The following is a 24191-nucleotide window of genomic DNA, read 5'->3' as shown; positions in this document are numbered from 1 at the left end:
TGTTCTGCCCCCTTCGTATTTATAGTGATGAGCTGATATCTTTCTATTGCTATACACGGGCATGGAATGATCAATAATGCGAAGGATCCTCGTCCTGCCACTCGTTCACACCGTCGCGGATCCGGTTTCTGAAGGTTAAAGTATCCGTGGCGTAGGAGGTCGATTTATCTGCGTTTACATATTTGTATTTCAGATAAATTTTCCTTTCCTGCAGCAGCTTGGACCGGTTGAAAGTGCTTGCCCCGTCTCCTTCTACTTTTATTTTTGAACCATTTGCCTGGCTGACTGTGATGCTGTTACCATTCAGGGTGATTTTCATAGAACCGGCCTGATCGCTGATTTTATTGGTTACCAGCGCATTGTAAGCTACCGTTTTCAGGTTCACGATCTTGATCTCGGGAGAAGGGATTGTGGTGTAGTAATTGGTAGTCTTGATCACTTTCCCAGTGGAGTCTTTGGTGATCGTAACTCCCCCGTGCCAATAGTTCCCGAAGAGCATATTTTCGTATTTCAGGGCTACCACCGTATACCGCTTGGTGGCACGTATCGAGTCGGCATCCGCTGATGCGATGTAAAACGGTATGGCGTACACCGGGCTGATCGTGGTGGTATCTTTAAGAAAGGCAGCAGAGTCCGCTTTGATCACCACCGAACCTGAATGAAACCCTGTTTTGATGATCATTTTACTGGCATCCGAAATTGTAAAATAGTTTGCGGGCATGGGCTTCAGGGCGGTTACCGGTGCTACAGCTTCTTTGATATAAGCCGCACCTGTTTTCATCGCGGCAAGAATTTCAGCCGTGATGAGTTTGCTGTCCATGTTGAAATTGACGATCCGGTCCTGGCGGTTGTCCCTGACACCCGCCAGGGCGGCACCTACTTCTATTTTCATGCCTTCACCCACTACGAAAGTGCGGACGTTGGTCTGGTACATAAAATATACCGAGGAATAGTCAAAATCCTCAATGTAGTCCTTGTAGCAGGATGTGAGGGCTACCGAAAAAAGAAGAATTACTGCTGTTATCTTTTTCATTTTTTTAGCTGTTAGCTTTTAGCAATTGCAGCGGTAGCCGTCGCTACGGTTGACCGCTGCTCTTAAATTTAATGTTTAACTCCCTGGCTTAGGTTCAGGCATACCAATTTGTCCGTTTTTCAGTTTGAAACTTTTTCCTTTAAACCGTTTCAAACCTCTCCGAACTTTTCGAACCTGTTAAACCTCCTGCTCGTTACTTCCAGGCATCCCAGCCTTCGTTTTGAACGAGATTGCTCATTCTCAGCATTTCGTCAAACGGAATGGGCAGGAAAGCCGACGTGTATGTACGGGTTTCTACGATCTCATCCAGCTTATAGGTGAATGTCCCATCACTATTCCGGGTGATCCTGGCCATGTGAACGGGCTTGTTGAGCTCTGTCAGATTCGTTGTCCAGCGACGCAGATCAAAAAAGCGCTGACCTTCAAAAGCAAGTTCCAGTCGCCTTTCATTTTTAATGAATTCATAGAAAGGTCCCTTACCAAGCGCCGCTACTTCATTGAGATATGGATCGGTGGTAAAGCCCGCTACGCCATCCGTGTTATTTTTTTTACGGATGTAAGCCATTGCGTCCTTTGCAGAAAGGAGATATTTGGCCCCAACCGGACCTTCAACCTGGTTGGCAGCTTCGGCAAAAGCCAGGACCATGTGTTCCCAGCGAATAAAAATTTTGAAGTGAGGCTGGCGGTTGATCGAATTATCTGAGAAGTTCAGACCCATAAACACCATCTTTTTGATGTGGTAATTGGTACGGCTGTTTACAGCGGGACCCGCTGCGTCCTTACCATTGATCCAATTCTCAAAGGTGTACATCGTAGTGCTGGTATTGATCTTTACCGCTTTGGCATTGTTGTGAAAGATGTTACTGTAAAATCGTGGATCACGGTTATCATACGGTTTAGCCGGATCGTAAAGGCTTTTAGGGTCGGTAATGGGGTATCCGTTTTTCATGGGAAACGCATCCACAATTTCCTGAGAAGCACCCACAGAGCCCGTCCCCTGAAACCCGCCCGGATAGAACATCCGCTCCATGGCATCATTCGCATTGTTGTATCTGGAAGCAAAAACCACACCACCGAAGTTGGGATCAAACCAGTTGACCGCCTTGGTGGGCCCGAAGCCGTTGGTTACCGCATCCGTTTTCAGTTTAAAATCCATCACTTCCTTTGCATTTTTTGCCGCAAGATCCCAACGTGTCACATCATTTCCGGGGTTGAAGCGCGGGCTGGCCCAAGTCAGATACACCAGCGCTTTTATGGCAAGGGTAGTAATTCCGTCCATTCTGCCCCAGTAACGTCCCCCCGCATAAGCCCGGTCGTTTACGTTAGGAACCAGGAAATCGCGGTGCGCAATCGGCAGGTACTTGTAGGCTGAGTCGCAGTCGGCGACGATCTGTTTTACGCATTCATCATAGGTATTGCGGGCAAAATTGGATTCTTTGCTGATATCCACGGGCTCCAGCAAAATGGGATAACCCAGCAGTTGTCCATTGTTACCTTTTCCTCCAAACTTCTGAAGGAGGTCCCATTGGAACCAGGCACGCAGCGCAAATGCCTCTCCCTGCAAACGGTTTTTAACAAGACTATCCAAATGTGCGTTCACCAGAAACCTTGTGTTATAACCGCGACGGTCTTTCAGAAAAAGGTTCAGCAGGTAAATGGACCTGTAATCGCGGTCCCAGTAGGTACGAAAAGGATCCTGGCTTGTGGGCAAAGCGCCCACAGCCATTCTGGTCATATTGTTGGTGGTGCTGGTGATTACCACGTCATCGGTAGTACCATCCAGATACACGCCTTCGTTATCGTTGTAGCCACGTGGCATGTTGTCGTAGCATTGCCCCACCAGGCCCTGAACCATGTCCTGATATTTCCAGATGTCTTCCGTGGTCCGGTTGCCATTGGGATAAGGTTCGAGAAAGTCTACACAGGATGTCAGCAATGTACCAACGAGCGTGAGGGTCAGCAGACTTTTAATTTTTATATGATTAATCTTCATGAAAGTCCTTGATTAAAATGTTAGTTTAACGCCACCTGAAAATGTTCTGAACAGAGGGCTTACCGTTACACCAGAATTGATCGACTCAGGATCCACATCTTTGATCTTGGAAACCGTCAGCAGGTTGGCTCCGCGAACATAAAGGCGGATACCCCTTGTTCCCAGCAAGTTGGCTGCACGCATCGGCACGTTATAAGCCAGTTCGGCATTCTGAACTTTGAAAAACCCGCCATCTCTCAACCAGAAATTCGAAGCCACAAAGTTGTTGTTCACCTTTTGGTAAGTCAGGCGCGGGTATTCTCCATCCTGATTTTCCTTCACGAAATTGGAATAATTGTTGTCACCCCATCCACTCCAGAAATACTTATTGGTCATGCCGATGTCATAAAATGCTCTTCCGGTTCCAACGGCTGTAAGTTCAAAATTGCGGTAGTTGAGCCGAATGTTCAGAGCGTATATTAATCTTGGGGCCGAGTTTCCAATCCGACTCTGATCATTATCATCGATCAGGCCATCGCCGTTCATGTCTTTGTACTTTAAATCGCCCGCTTTCAGCACTTCATCGTAAATCTGTGGTACGGCTTTGGTCTCCGCATCACTGGCAAACTTGCCCAGGTAAGTTTGACCCCAATAGCCATCTGTGGGTGTTCCGATGCGGGTTTGGTAACCATATCTGTAATTGGGCTCATCCCATTTAAGATATCTGCTGTCCTGTACCGTTGCGTTTCCACCAATCGAGAACCGCAGGCCACGGATCCTGTCGGAGTACTGGATGCCGGTTTCGACACCAAAGTTTTTTGTTTTGTTGTAATTGAACCAGGGTCTTGAAGTGGATATACCTACGGTCCAGGGAACCGTGTTGGCCAGCTGAGATACAATACCATCACGTATGTTATTGAAATAGTTAATCTCTACGGACAGTTTTTTGTTGAACAAAAGTGCATCCAGTCCAATACTGAGTTCTTTGCGTTTTTCCCAGGTAAGGCCCGGGTTACCTATCCGGGCGGGTGTGGTCCGATACACCGAATTGTCGGTGTTACTGCCGAACCACTGGTTGGTGGAGTAAGGACCAAAAGCGGATCCGGATGAGTTTACGCCCCATCGGTCCAGATCATAAAACGGAGGCAAAAAGCTCTCATAACCCAGGATACCGGCTTCCATACGGAGTTTCAGATAATTGACGGCTTTAACGTCCGACAAAAAGTTTTCCTCGGATACAATCCAGCCCAGACCCGCAGATGGGAACATCGCATAACGTTTATCCTTTGCAAAACTGTAAGTTCCCGCATAGTTCAACACCCCCTGAAAAACATATTTATCTTTATAGGAGTACATTCCGGTGAGGATGGCATTCTGCTGACGCTGCGGCTCTCCAATACCATTTTTTGCTATTCGGGAAAGAAAGTAGGTGATACCAGCCTGTACATCATGTGCACCAAAGTTTTTTTCATAGCTCAGGTTCTCATACACGACAAAGCGCTGAGAGTAATAATCGTGCAATTTTTCCTGCCCTGCCATGTCGATACCATCATGCACTTTTGCCAGGCGGATGGTATCCTGCCCTGAGGTGGTCTTACCGGGTGTAGCGATGTACGCGATATAATCCTCCGCCTTCCCGATGCGCAAGCTGTTGAAAACGTTGAATCCGGCATAAGTTCTTGATTTCAGACCCGGCAGAATTTCTTTCATGTCGTATTCAAATGTCATGTTGGATGCACCCGTCCGTCCTGTTTCAGTGTAATAACCGTTGTGCACCAGATTACCAATCGGGTTGGTGCGGAAGTTGGAGCTTACGCCATACCAGGGAGCGACCGCATTATCGCCGAAGGCGGCATACACCGGGAATGCAATGGGCGGTGTGTTGGTAATGTCGTTGAGCGCCGAATTGAACTCCACCAGATCGAGCGCTGTGTTGGTGTTTCCATCTTCATTGGTAAAGTTGGAATTGTACCCGTAATTGGGAGAACGACGTATGCTCAGGCCACCGAAAAAGTCAACTTTAACCTTAATCAGCTCATTGATCTTCACATCGATGTTGGAACGTACATTGATCCGGTGGTAATCCGATTTCTCGCCAATTTTATAAATATCACCTTCACCATTGTAGCCCAGATAGGCATTGTACTGAATGGTTTCATTTCCTCCTCCCGATGACAAATTGGCCCGCCTGAATGACTTGGTGTTTTTCAGCATCATGCTGCGGAAGTCCACACTGGGACGGTACATATTATACGGATCGTTTTTAGCATACTCCGCAATGTCCGTCTCGTTGTAAAGTGCCGTCATTCCGCTATTGAGCCGGGCTTTGTTGTTCAGTGTGGCATACTCCGAGCCCGTTGCCCATCCGGGAAAACGGTCAACCACACTTACGCCTTCTTCCAGGTTCACGTTCATCACGCGTTCATGGGCTTTTCCACGTTTGGTTTTGATGTAAATAATGCCATTGGCCCCTCTGGGCCCCAGCATGGCTTTTCCTACGATGTCCTTAATCACCGTGACCGACTCAATTTCCTGGGGATCGAGTGGCATTTCGGTAATATCCGTCGGGATGTCATCAATGATAAAAACAGGGCTGTTGCCTCTTGAGTTGATACCCACTTTTTCAGTAACCCTGAACAGACCCAGTTCTTCTTCCGCATTCAGACCGGTCGAGCCGTCTCTTTCGATCACTTCCAGACCTGTGGCAATACCGGCAAAGGCATTTCTCAGGTCATTGGTTGGATATTTTTCCAGGTCACCGGTTCTGAAAACATTGTAGTTGCCCGTTGCCCGCCTCTTCTGAATATTCATGTAAGGCATGGGTATCATGTCATCGGTGGTTGAGAAAAGTTTTGCTTTTTTTAGCACGATGTTATCTTCAATCAGATCCCCGATTAGGGATACCTTCTTGCCATAACCATAAGATGACACGGTAATAAAATCCTCTGGCATCGCTTTGAAGTCCACGCCACCGTTGGCACTGGTCTCGGTATGAATCAATCCTTCTCCTACAATTACTGTAGCCTTCGGAATGGGATTACCCTGCTCGTCGGTCACCTTAAGGCTTACATTGATCTGCTTGCCTTTCTTGGAGGCCTTTTCCTGTGCAGATGCCGCTCCTGCGAACAGCAAGGTCATGAACAGCAAACCAGCGAGGCTATACTTTTTGTATAAAATATGGTATTTCATAATGCTCTGATTAATGGGGTTAGGCTACCAAACTTCGTTGGAAACAAAATTTTTCATCTTGTACGTATCCTCCGTATTGAAAGGAAAATAGTACATGGCGTCTTTCCAGCGCACCTGACGATCCGCGGATAATGGCAACCGTGTATACCTAAAGCCAGTAGGGTAAGTGGCGCTTACGGGCACTTTTTCAATATCCACCCGATACATCGTACCACCCATTACAGCCGGAGCATCTTTCCACCGGCGGATATCATGGAAATAGTGTGCACCTTCAAAGCACAGCTCGATGGTCCTTTCATTTTTGATCCGGTCGCGCAGCTTTTCCTTCGATGTAGTGTAAGCGGGTAGTACATTGGGCATCCCAGCACGCGTCCTGATCTTGTTGAGTGCCTGTAGGGCAGTCATGGTAGCACCCGGCGCCATGCCGTTTGGGCCGTATGCCTCGTTGGCAGCCTCTGCATAGTTCAGGTACAATTCTCCCAGCCGGATAATCGGATCGGTGTAGTGTGGGGTTGTTTTGTTGTTCACACTCTGCTCTCCCCAGGTTTTTCTTTCGTAATAACCCGTACGTGTAATACCTGCATAGGTCGGATCCAGCAATTGCCCATATACTGCTGCACCATTTATTGTTTCATAATATATTTTCGCTGCGCCATAACCCGGTATCGGAGCGGTATTGTAAATGATATCAATCGCAAAGCGCGGGTCCCTGTTGGCATAGGGATCCTGTTCGTTGTAATGACCGGCAGCTGCAGCAGCCTGACGATCCGCCTCGGTATTCAAAGGCTCACCCCATTTAGTTTCAAACTTATCCACCGTGTTTTGCGAGGGGCACTCGCCCGACCAGCCAGTTTTACCTCCACCAAAAACACCGTTCACCTGTCCTTGGAAATCACCGCTGTTGTAGGCTCTGCCATTACCGGCCGACCAACCCCAGAGCTGCTCGTTGGAATATAGGTTTCCTATGTAGTTTTTCTTGTAATCGGCCAGACTTAGCAGATCATATTTGTATTCCTCAGCAATTTTGATGGCCTCCCAGTTGGCTTTCGCGGCTTCCTCCCAGTCTTTTATGCCAAGTTCGTTATTCAAGGGACTCGCCGCATAAAGCAACGCACGCGCCTTAAACGCTTTTGCAGCGACGCCATTGGGGCGTTTTTGCTCAGGGTTGTTCAGGTGCCCCGCTATACCAGGACCCGGATCACGACGCATCAGGTTAGCCTTTTCAAAAAAACTGGCTGCAGTATCCATATCTGCCGCAATGCGTATGAGGGTTTCATGCTTGGACAATCTGGGGATATCCCACTGATCATCCGGGCCGATCACCGAATTGAGGTACGGCATAGGCCCCCACAAGCGGAAGAGCTCAAAATGGGCGAATGCACGGATGAAATGAGACTGCCCTTTGAAATCATTGATATCTACTTCGTTGACATCTTTAAGCATGTTGATGTTTTTCAACGAATTGTTGCAGACACGGATAATCTCAAACATCGAACCCAGAATAGGGCGACGAGCCCGGTCATAGGTCATTTTGTTGATAATAGCGGATACAGAGCCACTTTTCACCACCTGCGCGTCCATCACCCGGCCCATATCGCTCATGTCGGTAAGCGATTCCATGGTGTACTTCTGGTCCCAGAAATCAAAAAACAGTGAAAAGGCATTTTTGATATTGTACTGACGCCATGTGGTACCATCCAGCTTGGTTCCTTCGTAGATGCCATCGAAGTATTTCCTGAAGTTTTCATATTTGGAAAATACCGCCTCTGCATCCAGGCCCGACTCCGGGGTAACGTTCAGATATTCCTTTACACATCCCGCCGGCAATACAATCATGATTACCGAGAGCGCTAAAAGCGTGATATATTTTTTCATAGTCATTATCATTTTATCTTAGAATACGGCCTTGATAGCAAATTTCAATGTGGTCATCTGAGGATAAAATCCCTGGTTAAAATCCTTTCTTTCCGGATCTCCCTCTATGAGCTTGGTCCAGGTAGCCAGGTTATTACCCGTTACAAAAAACACCAGATTTGATGTCCCGATCACACGCTTCAGCAGTTTGGAATTGAAGGTATATGAAGCATATACTTCTTTCAGACGCAGGTAATCGGCATTTCTCCAGAACCGGTTTTCCACCATGATATCAAACCCTCTGTCGGCTTCCCCCCCGCCCCAGAAGAGATTATCCGTGCTACCACCACCTGAGTAATGCAAGGTGGCGTGGTTGGCACCCGGGTTGGTAGGTGTCCAGTAATCCAGCTGAGAAGCATGCACACGCCAGTCCCCTTTGATGAACTCCACCTCGTAAGGCTGGTTGAACTCTACATACTTGCCTACATTGCCCTGGAACATGAAGTTGAAATCAAACTTCTTCCACGTAAATCCGGCTGAGAAAGAGAAGGTAGTCGGTGCGAAATCCGATCCGGGGATCGGATATTTGTCCAGGTTGGTCACTTTACCATCACCGTTGTAATCCAGGAACTTGTAGTCGCCGACATTGATTTTATAGAGATCTATGGCCGACACGTTGTTGTGTATATCATCCACTGAGGTGTAATATCCTGTGCCGGTCAGCTCCACACCGCTTAACTGTGCGCCAAGCGGCTTGCCAGCATCTTTCTGATATTCGAATGCATATGGGAGGTCATCCTTAAACAATATCCGGTTTTCGTTGAAACCGAAAATACCCTTGAGGAAATAAGTGAAACCATTCCCTATGGTTTTTCTGTAATCCACTTCAAATTCAATCCCATGTTTCTTGAGGCTTCCCAGATTGAGCTCCTTAAAGGAGTTACCAACAAGCATCGTCACGCTTCGAGGGGCCAGCAACATTTTCTCGCGATGCTCGTCAAACAAATCGACGCTGAATGTAAAGCTGTCGTTCCACAAGCCCAACTCCACCCCGAAATCCCGCTTGCGGGCCTCTTCCCATTGTGATACGGCATTGGCTCCCAGGTCCTCATGGATGTAGCCGGCATTATCCTTGAAATAGTTGCTCATGTACAGCCACCGGTTGTCGGCAATGTCACTACCCACCATCCCATCCGAATAACGGAATTTCAGTTTACTCACCCAGGGAAGGGCATCCTTGAAAAACTTCTCCTCGGAGAGCATGTAGCCAATCGCTCCAGATGGAAAGAATCCATATCGGTTGCCAGGCGAGAAGCGCTCCGAACCAGTTAAACCCACGTTAAATTCTACAATGTACTTGCCTGCAAAATCGTAGGTCGCTCTACCAACGAGGCCCTGATTATAGTACGGAAAATCCGTTCTTTTGTCCTTCTGCTGACGATTCACGAGTGCAAGACCCGACACGTTGTGTTTGCCAAAACTGCGCAAATAATTCAACGACGCTTCATAATAAAGATCTTTGTAGTAGGGGGGCTCATTTTCAAGAGCGCCTACATTGATATCCAGAGGTGCCTGCTGGAACATTTCGTTGCCCTGCCCATTCCTGAACCAAGGATTTTCCTCGGATCCGATTTTGTCATAATTCAATTGATACTCAGGAAAAGAATAACTGGCGGTCAGGGAGCGGTTTCGGTAAAAGGTACTCAGTGACACTTTGCCCCTGGCCGAAAGTCCCGGGGTGACCACATCCAGTTTCTGATCCAGGATCAGGTCGGTAAATAATTTTGTATCGAGATACCTGTTGAAATTACCCTGATTCATGGAGGTGTAAGGGTTACCGGTAAATTCACCAAAGTTCATGGCAAGCCTTTCACCCCGGTCGTTGGGATAGTCGGGGTCGGGTACCTGCTCCAGCACCCATGCCGGGAAGTAGGCGGGATAGCGGGATGGACCGGTGGAATAGAGGTTCCTCCAAGGTGTACTGCTTGGCTGGTTTTTCACACCTGTTTCACCACCCACATTGAGCGACAAAGTTGTCTTTTTACTCAGCGCAAAATCGATGTTGGTCCGGTAATTGAACCGGTTGTACCAGTAGCGGGTATCATTGTACCCTTGATGATAGGCTTTGAAAAAGTCACCCTCATAGGCATATCCCACGGAGGCAAAGTATTTCACGAAGTTTGTACCTCCGGATACGTTAAAGTTGGCATTGGCATTAACCGCAAAAGGCTTGGTCATCTGATCAAACCAGTTTACATCAGGATATCTCAGCGCATTGAGCGGAGTGGACGGGTTTTTGTATTCGTTGAGTGCTTTCTGAGGTATCAGGTCCGTAAACTGCTGTCCGTTCATCAACGCCTGGTTATACATGGTCATGGTCTTGTACGAGCTGATGTGATCCGGGATCCGGGTTGCCTTTGAAAGACCGTACGAACCGGTAAAGTCCAGCTTCGGTTTTCCGATCACACCACGCTTGGTGGTAACCATCACCACGCCGTTAGCACCTTTAGCACCAAAAACCGCCGTGGCAGATGCATCTTTCAATACCGAGATCGTGGCAATTTCATTCGGATCCATGTCCTTGAAATCACGTTCCACACCATCCACCATGATCAGCGGCGCCGAACCATTCCAGCTCGACAGTCCGCGTATTACGATTTCAGATTGGTTATTTCCGGGCTCGCCGCTTGCCTGCATCGTCAACACCCCGGACAGCTTTCCGGCAATGGCATTGGTGATGTTGGAAGTACCAGAGCGCATCAGGGCTTTGTTGTCCACCTGTGTGATGGCGCCCACCACACTTTCCTTGCGTTGGGTTCCGTAACCTACCACCACCACTTCCTCGAGTGATTTGTTTTCCGATACCAGTTTTACGTCAATGGATCTTCTGGCACCTACCGCAACCTCCTGTGACACATAACCGATGTAGCTATACACCAGCACTGAGCTATTGCCTGCGATGGTCAGCTTGTACTTGCCATCCACATCCGTTGAAGTACCATTTACAGTTCCCTTTTCCACTACGTTTACACCCGGCAGTGTGGTACCGTCATCCCCTTTTACCAGGCCGGTAATGTTTATAGCCACTGCTTCCGCACTGTGGCTCATCACTTCTGCCAGCCTGTTGGCATGATACTCGCCCGTTGATGCCGTTAGCGATTCCGTTTTATGGTCAAGCGAAGAGGTGGGTTTACGTACTGCATTAATGATTTCTGTTACCGCCTGTTTTTTTGCAGCCGAAACGTAGATGGTTTCGTTTACACGGCTAAAACTCAGGTTGGTCTCTTTTGAGATATATCTCAGTAACTTCCCGATCGTGGTACCGGTGAAGTTGATGTTCAGCTTCTTATTCTGAACCAGCTTCTGGTCGTATTGAAAATTAAATTCTGTTTTTTCGTTGATTGCAACAAACGCATCCTCCAACGATACGTCCCTGAGGTTAATAGATATCTGAATTTTTTCGATGCTCTGCTCTTGCGCACTGCTTTCCGAAGCCGAAAGTAATCCCACAAACAGGCATTGTAAAACCATTCCAATCACTGCATACCTTGACATCGCTACAATTTGTTGTAGTAGTTTTAATTCCATATTTTTGATGGTTTGAATTTTCAAATTCATTACAAATGACTTTTACCTGTATCTGATTGAGCGCCAACTCTTGTTTACGGTAAAGTCATATCCCGAACCGGTAGTCTTCCACGATTACCGGTTTTTTGTTAACTGGTGTTTAAGAGCATATGCAGCAGGTTTATTGTAGCGTTACGTTGTTGTCTTTAATTTTATAGGTAAAATGATGGGGGTAGCTCATCACTTCCAGGATGTAGTCGAGGGATTTATCTTTAAACTTCCCACTGAAACGCCAGGAAGGGTCCATTTTACTTTTTTCACTAATTTTGATTCTGACTCCATACCAGCGTTCCAGCCGCTCCACGGCTGACGAAAAATCGGCCTTTTCAAAATAAAGTATTCCGTCCTTCCAGCCGATCTGCTCCTTCTCGTCAAAATCGCTCACCACCAGTTCTCCCTGGGCAGTCTGAACCGTTACCATTTCCTTTTTTACCAGCAGTACACTGTTATCACCAGCTCCTTTCACTGATTTCACTTTTACTTTTCCCTCTACCACCGCCACCAGCACCTCACTTTTTTCAGGATAAGCTCTTACATTGAATGCAGTGCCTAATACCCTCGTTGTGACTGCTCCGGTGTGTACGACAAACGGCGCTTCCTTATTTTTTACCACTTCGAAAAACGCCTCTCCTCTCAGCTCCACTTCTCGGATGGTATCTGCAAACTGCCTGGGATAGCTGATCATAGATCCGGCATTCAGCTTCACAAGTGTACCGTCGGGTAGCTTTACGGAGAGCTGCTGACCGTTAACTGTTCTTTTCTCAACCTGGTATTTCACTCTTTCCTTTTTGAGTGGAAATAAAACCTCGATTGAGAAATAACACATCGCCAGGATCACCGAGGCAGCTGCCACGAACTTAAAAAATGATCGCCTGGTCTTTAATGGCTTTTCAAAGGTGTACTCGGCAGTACTGCCCAATCCCTGAATACCTCGCTCCAATTTTTTCCATTCGCGATTCAAATCCCTTTCACTGACTTTTTTTTCAGCAAAACGCATCCTGCCTACCATCCGCGCCGCCTTTTCAACTTCTTTTCTTTTATCAGGATTGGCAGCGAGCCATGCTTCCCAAAGATGATTATTCCCGGGTGCCTCCCCCATTTGCCATGCTCTGAAATCATCGTCCAGAACGAAATCGTTGCAGGTAAAGTGATGATACTTCCGGGTCTCCATTTTAGATCATTTTAATGCTATACTTTAATAAAGCAAGAAGCACGGCCGAGTGACCCTCGTTTAGTATCTTTTTTTCAAAAAATTGTAATATTATTTTATCGAAAAAATATAAGTTGCTATTAAACAGACATTTAATATAATTCAATGCACTTACATTGATTCAAACAGATAGGAGAATGCAAAAAACTTACCGGCCACAAATCCAACGGCAGATAAGGCCAGTGATAAAGCAGAGCCTACAAAAAAGGAAACTTCTTTGTCCCGGAGGCCCAGGTCTTCGTTCAACGAATCCAGAGCCTTATAAATCAACTTATATACTGCTCTGGTAGAAATGTTCATTACCGTAGCAATATCTGCAAAAGATTGATTCCCGTAAAATTTGAGATATAGCGCTTCTTTCTGACGATCCGGCAGACGATGGATCGCGCTTTGCAGACAATTTTCATTGTGATCCAAGGTCTGATCATGGATCATCCTGGATTCTATGGAAAGCTCAATATGAAACAGCGAGTTGTCCTCGTCCCATTCAACGAACGATGGGGCGCTTTTTAACCGTTTGATAATCAATCGCCTGAGTGAGGCCAGAAGATAATTTCGAATCGAATCAGACGGCCCCAGAAACGATCTTCGCTCCCAGATGTTCAGAAAAAGTATCTGGATACAATCCTTCACTTCCTCTTCGTCCGGGTTCAGTTTGAGCCCATAATTGAGCAATACAGGGTAGTATTGCCTGAATACCGTTTCGAAGGCAGCTGCGCTGCCTTGCTTCAGGGAGTTCCACAACGGGTCTCCATTAGCTGATTCTTTAGATTCGCTCCTGATGCCGGGAGGAAATTCACCATGAAAAACAATGCCGTTTTCTAGTTCCATTCGGATCCGTACTATTTCTTCCGTTAAGTGTTCCTGTTCTTTAAATCTTTAACATGGTGCTACAGGGAACTGACGCGGTTTAATTGAAACACCCTTAACCCTCACATTTATTTTCCACAATTTTAATAAAAAATAACCCACTGTCTACTGATATACAATGTAATACGATTATTTGAAAGATAAGAAACAAAAAAACCAACACCGGTCCAACACCAGTATAAAACGGTGTGGCTTCAACATCCTCACCTGTCCCCGGCCCCGTTAGTCAAAACGCATAAAATAAGGGATCAGGAGGATTACCCGGGGCTATGGGTTAATCATTCCTGCAATCCTTTATACGGCTAAATCAAATCAGTAAAATATCTGCACGGCGCAGAAGCAAATCGAAAACAATCTAGCTTTGCAGGCATATCAATAAATCCATATAGTATGATCCAGAAAGACCCGCAAAACGAATTCAGAAAAAAACTGGCTAATTGGCTGGGAATCACACATGAAGAACTGGAAGAATATGGCGAAGATGTAGAAACCATCGACAACTATAGTGAAGTAGAAGATTACGACTTTTTTATCCAGTTTAGTGAAAAAACGCCGGCAGCCATACTGAATAAAATGAGCCGGATAGAGGCCGGCAATGTCGTTTACTTCAATCTGGAAGAGCTGGACTAGTGTCCTTTCACGAGATAAATGACGTTTTCTGGCTTCGTAAAAGTGGACGACTGTTGCAGTAAAATATCAGCAAATCAGACGCTTTATCCCTTTTTGCTATGTAACAACCACATCCGGTCAAAGGGAACTTTACGAAACACCAATTCCATTCCATGCATTCCAACCACTGTCTCAGGTAAATAAACCCAACAATATTTGACGGATCCAATTTTTTCGAACATCCATCCAATGATCGTCTAATAAAGATTAGAGAAGTATTAAAATATACTTTACTAGGGCAAAGAGGCACAAAATAATGAACGGTTTACTATATACTTTAAAAGTTAAAATAGTCTCTAAAAAAAACCTTTGTACCGCTGGCAATTGGGCCATGCGTGTAGTTGACCCGCAATAATCACTATTCCGATACTTTTAATTGCTACACTTCCAGTAATGCCCACTCCTTGATATCCGCGGCATTGTGAGTAACCAACTCCGATGAATACACCTCAATAAACATCCCATTCTGTTCATCATACTCCCCCTGCTTCCAGTCATCGTCTTCGTCGTTGCGCCTGAAGCGTACTAAGTCGCCGTTTTCCGGCATTTTCAAATTTCCCATTGCTTGCTAAAAAGGTTCGGAATCAAGAGCTACAAAATCATTCCAGTTTTCACATTTGCCGTATTTCGCAGAAGTGCTTCATGGTATCTACCGGAAATTATCTCACCGACAAAGCTGGACATTCCCAAAACAGCCTACCCAAAAATGCCCACAGCACACTTTTACCCAAAATACAGTGTAGGAAAATCTCCTTAGACCAGTAGCCTGATTACAATCGCAGCGTAGCATAATTTAGAAGTGTTAACATTAAATACACCCACAAAGAGACCAAAAATATTCATGAATTTCGAGGCACTTTTTGCCCTATTCTACAACCCGAAGTACCATTTTTACTAATTATAGATATTTATCGAATTATATCTAATTTTTTCAATTTCCCATGCTACATTCCCTCATTAATTAATCGAAATGCTTCTTTATCATTATGTTATGAGAAAAAATTATGAATTAGTACGCGTTTTCACAAAGCAAAAACGCTACAAAACTGCCCTACTTTCTTCTATTATTTGCGTATTTTTACTACAAAGCGCAAAAGCCCAGGGAATCCAGAACATCCTCACCGTCCCCAGTGCTTCCCTGGCTCCTGGCTTTAAAGGTACTGGCAATTTCAACGCCATCATTTTTGGAGATTTCACCAGTAACTCGGGTGATGTGGAGGGCCGCCTGGTGGTGGGTGGAAATTTCCATTTCAAGGGTAGCGGTTACAGTGTAGGCAGTGCGGGATCCGGCGCCGTCAATGCTCCCGACGATACCGACAATTTTATTGTCAATGGCAATTTCAACAACGCGGGCCACAATTGGGGAATCCGGGGCAATTTCTTTTACAACACCGCAACAGCCGGTATCAGTTTCCCTTCTCACCAGTCGGGTACCACTACCTCTGGAGTGACGGAGCATGTGAAATTTGCCAATGGCGCCCTGCTCACTAAGTACAAGCAACTCAGCGCTACTTTGACAAACAACGCTGTTACTGGTGAAGTTACCCAGCCCTATATCTGGAGCCCAATTTTGCTTAAGGGAACCAATTCCGGGCTTAATGTTTTCGAGCTCACCCTACCGGTACCTTTCAATAGCGGAAGTATCCACATAGATATTCCATCTGGTGCTACCGCCCTCATTAATGTAACCAATTCAACGGTCAGTATAGATGGCGGGAGTATGAAAATGATCATAAACGGATCTGAGGACGGGTCGTTGGGAGCAGCCCCGAAAGTATTGTTCAACTTCCGCCATGCGACGCAAATTACCCTGGCACGCTACGCCTTCCTGGGTAGTGTACTTGCTCCAAATGCCAACCTGGAGGGCGATGGCGGTTCCATCAACGGACAAGCTATTATAGGCGGAGATGTCAACCAACTGGGTGGCTTCGAATTCCATAATTTTTCTTTTGCCGGAGGTTTCGACTCGCCGCTGCCCGTGACACTGGTAGCCTTCAAAGCCATGCGTGAAGGCCATTCGGTAGCACTCAGCTGGACCACCACGGCAGAAACCAACAGCAGCCACTTTGACATCGAACGAAGTGCAAACGGGAAAAACTGGCAGTCCATAGGAACCGTTGCCTCCGCTGGAGAAAGCACTATTTCGAAAAACTACCATTTTACCGACTCATCCCCGGTGAAAGGACAGAACCTCTATCGCCTGAAAATGGTAGACTTCCCGGTAGACGGTCCCGGCGAAAGTTTTGCCTACAGCCGAATCCAGAGTGTAACCATGGACGAGATCTCCGCCATACGTGTATACCCCAACCCCGCCACAGAAACAATCATGCTGGATAACCTATCGGACGTCAAAGGGGTTATGCTTACCAGCCAGTCGGGTCATCAGGTATATCGTTCGCAAAGTATCGACGCCACGGGTATTGACTGCAGGAATATGGTTTCTGGCAAATATGTGTTAACAATCACCCGCAACAACGGCTCTATTGACGCTCACCACGTCTTGATCCAAAAATAATAAAACCGAAAGGAGTCCGGTCTCAATCCGGACTCCTTTTATTTCCTTTGAACATTAGGAACCAGGCATTGTTCGGCTGAGTCCAGCCATACTCCCTTGCCTTTTATTGAGGCAAGCAAGCCTAATACGCCACCCGGTTAGCCTCCAGAATTATTTTAAGCTCGGAAGCCATCCATTCGATGGAGTCGGATTTCTCTAGAAATTTACAGTTGTAGACGGAAGCAAGATACCCGGTGATGTCGGATGAATAGGCACCGGAAAAAACCACGAACTGACTATGGTTCAGTTTTTTGTTCCTTTTAAAAGTATCAAGACACTTAATTCCATGAATACCTGGCATATACCAGTCTAAAAAAATAAAATCCGGAGCATATAGACTATCGGTTTTGAGGTACGATAGGGTTTCTGCATAGCTACTTTTGTAGAAGCACTTCACGTCCAGAGCGGTCTGGTCTATGGCCATACGAAAGATTTCATGATCCTCCGGGTCGTCATCGACAAGCAGGCAGGTAATAGGCTGATCCATGTGTGATTGTTATAAATAATTACCCCTTCACGGTTTTATCTCGCGCCTGGCTGGTTGTCGGAGAAAGTTATTTTTCATTGAACGCTGATAAAATCTTATGCAAGATAAAGATTTATGCATATTTGAACCTATATATTTCGCTTACAACAACATAAATACTTTTACCCAATTCCCACAATCTCAGCAGGTTTGCCTTCCATTTTCCATTTCGAGGCGCATGTACGTAACACCCGGCCGCGCCCGGTAGCGTTACCGACCTGTTTTTTCCACAAACAACTGGATTTAACTCCTCTCCGAAACAGATTGTCGTAGACACAGATCAAAACCATTTTTCAGATTTTATACCTCTGCACAGAAATCCTTTTTTTGTTGATCGTCAGGGATTCTTCCGTATTAAATTAATTATTAAATACCAACGCACTTCGTTTGATGTGACTGCATGATTATTATGTCGTATCATCTGTTAATGCGTTATTTCTCTAAAAAAATGTTTCTCTATCAACCATAAAATTGGTGAATTGATAAAAAGATAAGAATTAATATGCCCCGGCTTGTGTTGAAATGCCAACACAACAAAAAACAGTCTTCCGAACTCAGCCCGGACGCTAATCCGTTAAACCCAGTTATATGATCCGCATTTCAGATCTTCCTTTGATCGAATCGCCCGCCCAGTTCCATGCAGCAACACACATTCTGCTCGTGGATGTACTATTTATCGGAGACGCTCCCCGTCCCATGCGGGAATACATCAAGGCGGCACATGGTGGATTTGTATACGACAAAAAAACCTACATGCCGATTACCCTGACCGGCCAGCCCGAAAGCCTGATTGCCAACGCGGAAAAGGGAATTCATTTCAGGTTCGACCGCGGGTTTGAGAATCTTTACACACTTAACGGGAACCTGGATTACACCATACGCAGGAAGAAACTGTATGATCTGTCGGCCTATGCAGGCGAAGGCAGCATTGTCTTTGAAAAGGAAGTGGATTTTATCATCGACCGATATCTGTCGGGCTATCAGGAACCTGAGCCGGTGAAAGAAGAGAAAACGCATTTGCTCACAGCTGCTCCGCTGCCGGCCATTGGTGCAAAGCGCATGAGTGGGTTGACATTTGTCAAAAAGTAATTTCAATTACACCGTTGCAGATGTGCTGAGTTTTCAGAACAGCAATGGAAGTGCGCAAACACCTGGCACTTTCACAATCATTTACCTGGCTTCATTAAAACTGTACCTATAGTCCATTTTGTATTTTTTTCGGTTATGTTTATAATCTGAAGTAGAGATATGCTCCTGCTTCATAACTTTTATTTCCCCTCCCCTTTATCCTGGTTTTTTGTTTGCTGGATTCCCCGGCAGGCCCGCACAAAAAAACTTTACGTTTTGCTTAAGTGTTTTTTTGACCCCAAAACGTCTACCAAGAAGGAGCTTACACTTGTTTGCAGCAATCACCTGACATCATATTTATTCATTAATGGGAAGTTCTGATACATTTAATCATGACAATAATCCTGGGAAAAATCAGCCCTTCGGACCGGCTTTGGAAGGTGGTGGAAACGGACAGCAGATAGAGGCAGATTCGGAAATGCTGCTAAAAAAGGCTTTTCAAAATGATGTAAACGAAGGGATCACTCTTTTGTTCCGGTGGTACTACAAGCCACTCTGCAGCCACGCCATCAGGTATGTATCGTCCAAGGAGATAGCAGAAGACATCGTTTCAGATGTTTTTTACAAATTTCACTCAGAGCAGTTGTACGACGGAATAGAGACTTCCTTCAGAGCATACCTTTTCACAGCTGTAAGGTACCGATCATTTGATTATGTGCGGGCCGAAATGAAAAGAAATACCTCCATTCAATACGCCGACTACGTTGCACTCCAGCCCGATGAGCAGCCCGACCACATCACCCAGTACGAAGAACTATCGCGGGATGTTGAAAACGCAATAAATACCTTGCCAATAAAGCGGAGAAAAATATACGTGATGCATCGCTTTGAGGGCAAAAAGTATCAGGAGATTGCAGCTGAGCTAAATCTTTCGCTTCGAACGGTGGAGGCTCAGATGTACCAGGCTTTGCACCAGGTCAGGAAGATACTTAGGATCAAATGGTTCTTTCTAATCTTAATCTTAATACAGTAGAGACTCGCTACACACAGACCCGTGTTTGTTCAAAAATATTTTCAAATGAAAGAAGGCATTAATAAGGAACTCATTTTTAGCTATTTTTCGGGGAGGGCCACTGCCATCGAAAAAGAGATCATAGATCAATGGGCGTCGCAGTCGCAGGGGAAAGAGCTGTTCTTTATATGGCTGCAGGAATGGGAAAATCAAAATCTGCAGTATCAGGCTGATGTGGAAAAAGGACTTTCCCGGCATAAATTGCGAATGTCTCGGAAGGACCGTCCAATGGCGGTTGTAGAAAACAATCCATCGCTCCCTGAGCGACTTGTTTTATGGTGGCCAGGTGGTAGTTGGTTTGCAGCCGCAATGGTGCTGATCATTGTGTCGGCTGGATGGCTTTCCAGAGATAGTATCCGCTACCAGACGTTTTCAACCAGTTTCACGGAAACCAAAAGACTTCAGCTTGCTGATGGCAGCAAGGTTGTAATCAACGCCAACTCCTCTCTTCGCATCCCCCGATTTGGCTTTGGGGAGAAAATGAGAGAAGTGTACCTGACCGGAGAGGCAGATTTCAATATTACCCATACCAAAGATCACAAGCGTTTCATCGTGCATGCCAACGACAATCTGGATATAGAAGTCCTGGGGACAGAATTTAACGTATATGCTCGCCCGAGAGGAACCAAAGTTGTTCTCAACAAGGGTAAGGTTCAACTAAATTACCGTGACGGCAGGTCCATAAGACAATTGACGATGTCGCCGGGGGATCTGGTTACGATGGATAACAACGGGATTAAAAGTGTTACCAAAACCGAAAATCCCCAGAATTATTCCGCCTGGAAGGCCCACCGTTTTATTTTCGAAAATGAAAGTCTTATGGAAATCTGTCATTTGTTTGAGGACAATTTCGGAGTAAAAGTCCAGATTCCAGACTCTACCCTGGCCCGGCAAACGATCTCAGGCTCGTTTACGGCCCTGAATGCAGAGGAGCTACTTGAAATACTCACTGATGATTCGGGCCTTTCCTATCAAAAATCCGATGATGGCAAAACCGTTACCCTGACTTACTGATAATTTCTAAATCCTTACAAATCCATTAACCACCAATTTTATGAAAAAAACAATACGATCATTTTTGTTTGCACTGGCATTTTGGGGCTTGTCCTATCCTGGCAGCGCTCAGCTACTTGCCGTGATAGGACAGCGAACCAGAAACGTTGTGTCTCAGCCGGCGACAAAAAGTCTGAAGCTTGCACTTCAGGAATTCAAATTGCACTACAAGGTCGACATCCTGTATTTTGACAGCGTGGTGGAAGGTTATGAAGTTCCTGTAAGCACCCTGGCTTTTGAAACCTCTGCCGAAAAGAGCCTGAACAACATGCTGCAACCGCTGGGACTTCATTATAAAAAATCCAAAACCGGTGGCTTTATTGTTACGAAAAATCGCAAGGCCGATAAAAAGGAACAGGCTGTCCCTGCTTTGAACACCGTTGACCAAAGCGGGCAGGTTCCCATTCGTCAACTTGCGTATTCGGACATGTCAGCAGAAATGTCAGTACTGAAGGTCGCTTCCGCAGACATTACCGTGAAAGGCACCATTACCAACGAACTTGGGGAAGGGCTGCCGGGCGTGAGCGTCCTTATAAAGGGCTCACAAACAGGAACTGCTACAGATGCAAATGGCAACTTTCAAGTGGAAGTGCCCGATCAAAATGCCAGGCTGGTATTCAGTTATGTGGGCTATGTTACCCAGGAAATTCCAGTTGGCTCAAATACGGTTCTTGACGTAAAACTACTGGAAGATGATAAAACCCTGCAGGAAATCGTGGTGGTGGGTTATGGTACGCAAAAGAAAACTTCTGTGACAGGGGCCATCACTACGATGAAAGCCGAGGATGTCAAAAACAACCCGGTACCTAACCTCTCCAGCTCGCTTGCCGGACGCCTCAGTGGCGTATATGTAAGCCAGGGGTCGGGTGCACCGGGATATGCCCCAGCCATCAGGATTCGATCGGTTAACACCTGGAAGGACACCGGAAACGATCCGCTTTATGTTATTGACGGGGTGATCACGGATAAGAGAATGTTTGATGCCCTTGATTATTCTGAGGTAGACAACATAACCGTCCTGAAAGATGCCGCATCCGGTGCCATATACGGAGCGCGTGCTGCGAATGGCGTGGTGCTCGTGACTACCAAAAGAGGAGCAGATGGCAAATTCCAGCTGAACTACAATTATTCATACAGCTTTGACAACCCCTCCAAGATACCCGATTATATGAATGCCAGCGATATGGTCAGGCTGAACAACTGGGCCCGCACAAGCAGAGGAATAGCCCCGTCGTATGACGCAGAAGAAGTGGCTTTCTTTGAACAAAATGACCCTGGAAGAGGCTGGTATACGCAGGCCTATATCGATCCTGTTTTACAGAGACATTCACTCTCTGCGAGTGGAGGGTCCGACAAGGTGAAGTATTTTGTGGCCGGTTCTTATTTCGACCAGTCGGCTTTCATTAAGAATGCCGATTTTAAAAAGTATAATTTCCGTTCCAATATCGATGTAAATCTCACTAAAAACCTGACCGGCGTTTTCAATGTAGCTTATAACGAGGGCAAAAAAACACGGTTTGCTATGCAGGAAGATCTTGTAGGTTTTGATACCAATCCAACCTTTGGCGGTCTCTGGGGCAGGTTGCTTTACTACTTGCCCAATACCGGCCCTAAAACCTCGGATGGACATTTTATCAATCCGGGCTGGATCGGTAACCCGCTGGCCTTTGTTGAAGAAGGCGGTACGGTTCGGCGTGTTGAACGCAATATTCAAATGAATATCGGGCTGACCTACAAGCTTCCCTTTGTAGACGGATTATCTGTATCCGGAAGATATAGTCCCAATTACGAAGCTACCACCATGCGACTTCATGAGCTGAAGACCACCTTGTACGATGTGGTAAAAAAGGGAACCAATGGTGCGATTTATACCGATCAGATTACGGGCAGTATCAAATCCTCTTACCCCAACAAAGAGCGGATTGCCAAAACACAGGAAGCAATCAACAGTTATCAGTTGAACTTCAGTGCGAATTATGCCAAACAATTCGGCAAGCACAATGTCGACGCCGTGGCCATTTATGAACAAAGTGAAGGTAAATATGACTATTTCTATGGGGTAAGAGAGGGCTTCCCTCTCGTACAGAATGACCAGTTCTGGGCTACATCCTCAGCCCGGGCCGACTCCTATGTGGACGGAACCGAATCAGAAACCGGCCGTGCATCTTATATTGGCCGTGTTTTGTATAGCTATGAAGACAAATATTTCCTCAACCTTACTGCGCGTCGTGACGGATCGATGCTATTTGGGCCCGAGTATCGTTGGGGGTTGTTTCCATCGGTTTCTGCTGGATGGGTGCTGTCAAAAGAGAATTTTTTCAATGTCAAACAAATCGATTTCCTGAAAATACGCGGCTCATGGGGACTGGCAGGTAACGATGCGGTCGGTGGCTGGAAATGGAGCGAGTCGTATTCGGTGAGTGGTGACTACGTGTTCGGAACCGTGCCACAGCCACGCGTGCGTTACAATGGTATTGTGAATGAAAAACTTACCTGGGAGAAAACCAGTGAGCTTAATTTAGGATTTGACGCGCAAATGTTTAACCGCTTTTCACTTTCCGGTGAATATTTCAAGAGACACAATTACGATATTCTGGACACCCGGATTGCATCCCTGCCCGGGTCATTCGGAGGCAGCATGCCGCCTGAAAACTATGGAATTGTAGATGGTCACGGATATGAACTAGAGCTGGGCTACAACGGTAGCGCCGGTGATGTAACCTATGGCATTAAAGGCAGCTTCTCCTATTCCAACAATAAGGTGAAAGTGAGAGACGTAGCCCAGAACGCACAAGCTGTGGATAATCCAAACGGACGCCCTACCGACTACGTCAGAATGCTGGTGTCGAAGGGTATTATCCGGACGAAAGAACAATTGGATGCCCTCCCTACAGGTTACACCATTTATGGAAAGCCGGCTGTTTTGGGCGCCATTGATTTTGAGGATGTAAATGGTGTAGCCGGCGTAGCTGATGGAAAGATCGACGACTATGACAGGCAGGTACTGAAGGGCAAACATTCACTAAACCCTTACACCTTCGGCCTAAACCTGAAAGCCAGCTGGAAGGGCATTGGGATCGATGTGTTTGTACAAGGAGTTACCGGTGGGTCGAAACTATACGATGATGGATACGGCCGCAGGTTCTTCGATGGAGCCCGCCCCCCATCATTCTGGCTTGATTCCTGGACGCCTCAGAACGTCAATGCGGCTTATCCGCAGCCTGTTACCTGGGACGCCACCAATGACCATTTAGCATCCACTTTCTGGTTGAAAAACGGCAGTTTTCTGCGCTTTCAAAACATCAATCTTAACTATACCGTGCCAAAAGTTTTGTGCCAAAAGATCGGCATGTCGGCGGTTAGTTTCTATGTATCCGGAGCCAACCTGCTGACACTTTCCAAATATGATTTCCACGACCCTAGCGTCGCCAGTATGAATTCATATCCGACTATGAAAACGTACACCATGGGTGTTAATCTTTCGTTCTAACCAA

15 protein-coding genes are annotated in these 24191 nt (G+C 46.2%); 6 read left to right on the top strand and 9 right to left on the bottom strand.

The genetic code is table 11. The annotated features are described in order from the left end of the window. Positions 1-70: 70 nt before the first annotated feature. The 7 genes from DYADSP32_RS24180 to DYADSP32_RS24150 form a co-directional block, all read right to left on the bottom strand. Entirely contained in the window at positions 71-1033 is a 963-nt protein-coding gene (locus DYADSP32_RS24180; protein WP_149240356.1) for a DUF1735 domain-containing protein, read from the bottom strand. A gap of 193 nt (positions 1034-1226) precedes the next feature. Further along, entirely contained in the window at positions 1227-3026 is a 1800-nt protein-coding gene (locus tag DYADSP32_RS24175; protein WP_414618015.1) for a RagB/SusD family nutrient uptake outer membrane protein, read from the bottom strand. Between the two features lie 12 nt (positions 3027-3038). Next, positions 3039-6194 carry a SusC/RagA family TonB-linked outer membrane protein gene (locus tag DYADSP32_RS24170; protein ID WP_414618014.1) on the bottom strand — a complete coding sequence of 1052 codons (3156 nt, stop codon included), beginning with the start codon at positions 6192-6194 and terminating at the stop codon, positions 3039-3041. 24 nt (positions 6195-6218) lie between these two features. After that, the gene (locus tag DYADSP32_RS24165; RefSeq protein WP_149240357.1) at positions 6219-8069 is read right to left on the bottom strand and encodes a RagB/SusD family nutrient uptake outer membrane protein; all 1851 of its coding nucleotides are present in this window, start codon (positions 8067-8069) and stop codon (positions 6219-6221) included. 18 nt (positions 8070-8087) lie between these two features. Further along, positions 8088-11636 carry a SusC/RagA family TonB-linked outer membrane protein gene (locus tag DYADSP32_RS24160; RefSeq protein WP_414618013.1) on the bottom strand — a complete coding sequence of 1183 codons (3549 nt, stop codon included), beginning with the start codon at positions 11634-11636 and terminating at the stop codon, positions 8088-8090. Between the two features lie 160 nt (positions 11637-11796). Further along, positions 11797-12846: a FecR domain-containing protein gene (locus DYADSP32_RS24155; protein ID WP_149240358.1), complete on the bottom strand. Its 1050-nt coding sequence runs from the start codon at positions 12844-12846 to the stop codon at positions 11797-11799. Positions 12847-12996: 150 nt separating this feature from the next. Further along, positions 12997-13716 (bottom strand): sigma-70 family RNA polymerase sigma factor, encoded by a 720-nt coding sequence (locus DYADSP32_RS24150; protein ID WP_149240359.1) that lies wholly within the window; start codon positions 13714-13716, stop codon positions 12997-12999. A gap of 429 nt (positions 13717-14145) precedes the next feature. Between DYADSP32_RS24150 and DYADSP32_RS24145 the strand changes: the two genes are divergently transcribed. Further along, positions 14146-14385: a hypothetical protein gene (locus DYADSP32_RS24145; RefSeq protein ID WP_149240360.1), complete on the top strand. Its 240-nt coding sequence runs from the start codon at positions 14146-14148 to the stop codon at positions 14383-14385. A 418-nt stretch (positions 14386-14803) separates the two neighbouring features. Here the strand turns inward: DYADSP32_RS24145 and DYADSP32_RS24140 are convergent, their stop codons facing one another. Next, complete coding sequence (locus DYADSP32_RS24140) at positions 14804-14986, bottom strand: hypothetical protein (RefSeq protein ID WP_149240361.1); 183 nt, start codon at positions 14984-14986, stop codon at positions 14804-14806. 429 nt (positions 14987-15415) lie between these two features. Between DYADSP32_RS24140 and DYADSP32_RS24135 the strand changes: the two genes are divergently transcribed. After that, positions 15416-16939 carry a choice-of-anchor A family protein gene (locus tag DYADSP32_RS24135; protein WP_149240362.1) on the top strand — a complete coding sequence of 508 codons (1524 nt, stop codon included), beginning with the start codon at positions 15416-15418 and terminating at the stop codon, positions 16937-16939. 121 nt (positions 16940-17060) lie between these two features. Here the strand turns inward: DYADSP32_RS24135 and DYADSP32_RS24130 are convergent, their stop codons facing one another. Next, positions 17061-17465 (bottom strand): response regulator, encoded by a 405-nt coding sequence (locus tag DYADSP32_RS24130; RefSeq protein WP_149240363.1) that lies wholly within the window; start codon positions 17463-17465, stop codon positions 17061-17063. A 627-nt stretch (positions 17466-18092) separates the two neighbouring features. On the opposite strand from DYADSP32_RS24130, the gene DYADSP32_RS24125 reads away from it, so the two are divergent. The 4 genes from DYADSP32_RS24125 (at position 18093) to DYADSP32_RS24110 (ending at position 24187) form a co-directional block, all read left to right on the top strand. After that, on the top strand, positions 18093-18593 hold the full coding sequence (locus DYADSP32_RS24125) for a hypothetical protein (RefSeq protein ID WP_149240364.1): 501 nt from the start codon (positions 18093-18095) through the stop codon (positions 18591-18593). Positions 18594-18939: 346 nt separating this feature from the next. After that, positions 18940-19605 carry an RNA polymerase sigma-70 factor gene (locus tag DYADSP32_RS24120; RefSeq protein WP_149240365.1) on the top strand — a complete coding sequence of 222 codons (666 nt, stop codon included), beginning with the start codon at positions 18940-18942 and terminating at the stop codon, positions 19603-19605. 45 nt (positions 19606-19650) lie between these two features. Beyond that, positions 19651-20658, top strand: coding sequence for a FecR domain-containing protein (locus tag DYADSP32_RS24115; protein ID WP_149240366.1), 1008 nt, complete (start codon positions 19651-19653; stop codon positions 20656-20658). A gap of 40 nt (positions 20659-20698) precedes the next feature. Further along, positions 20699-24187 carry a SusC/RagA family TonB-linked outer membrane protein gene (locus DYADSP32_RS24110; protein WP_149240367.1) on the top strand — a complete coding sequence of 1163 codons (3489 nt, stop codon included), beginning with the start codon at positions 20699-20701 and terminating at the stop codon, positions 24185-24187. The last annotated feature ends 4 nt before the right edge of the window (positions 24188-24191 follow it).

The organism is Dyadobacter sp. 32, assembly GCF_902506755.1.
In the GTDB taxonomy this organism is placed as follows: Bacteria; Bacteroidota; Bacteroidia; order Cytophagales; family Spirosomataceae; genus Dyadobacter.
The sequence above is the reverse complement of the archived record's forward strand: the minus strand, read 5'-3'. Positions and strand labels throughout refer to the sequence as shown.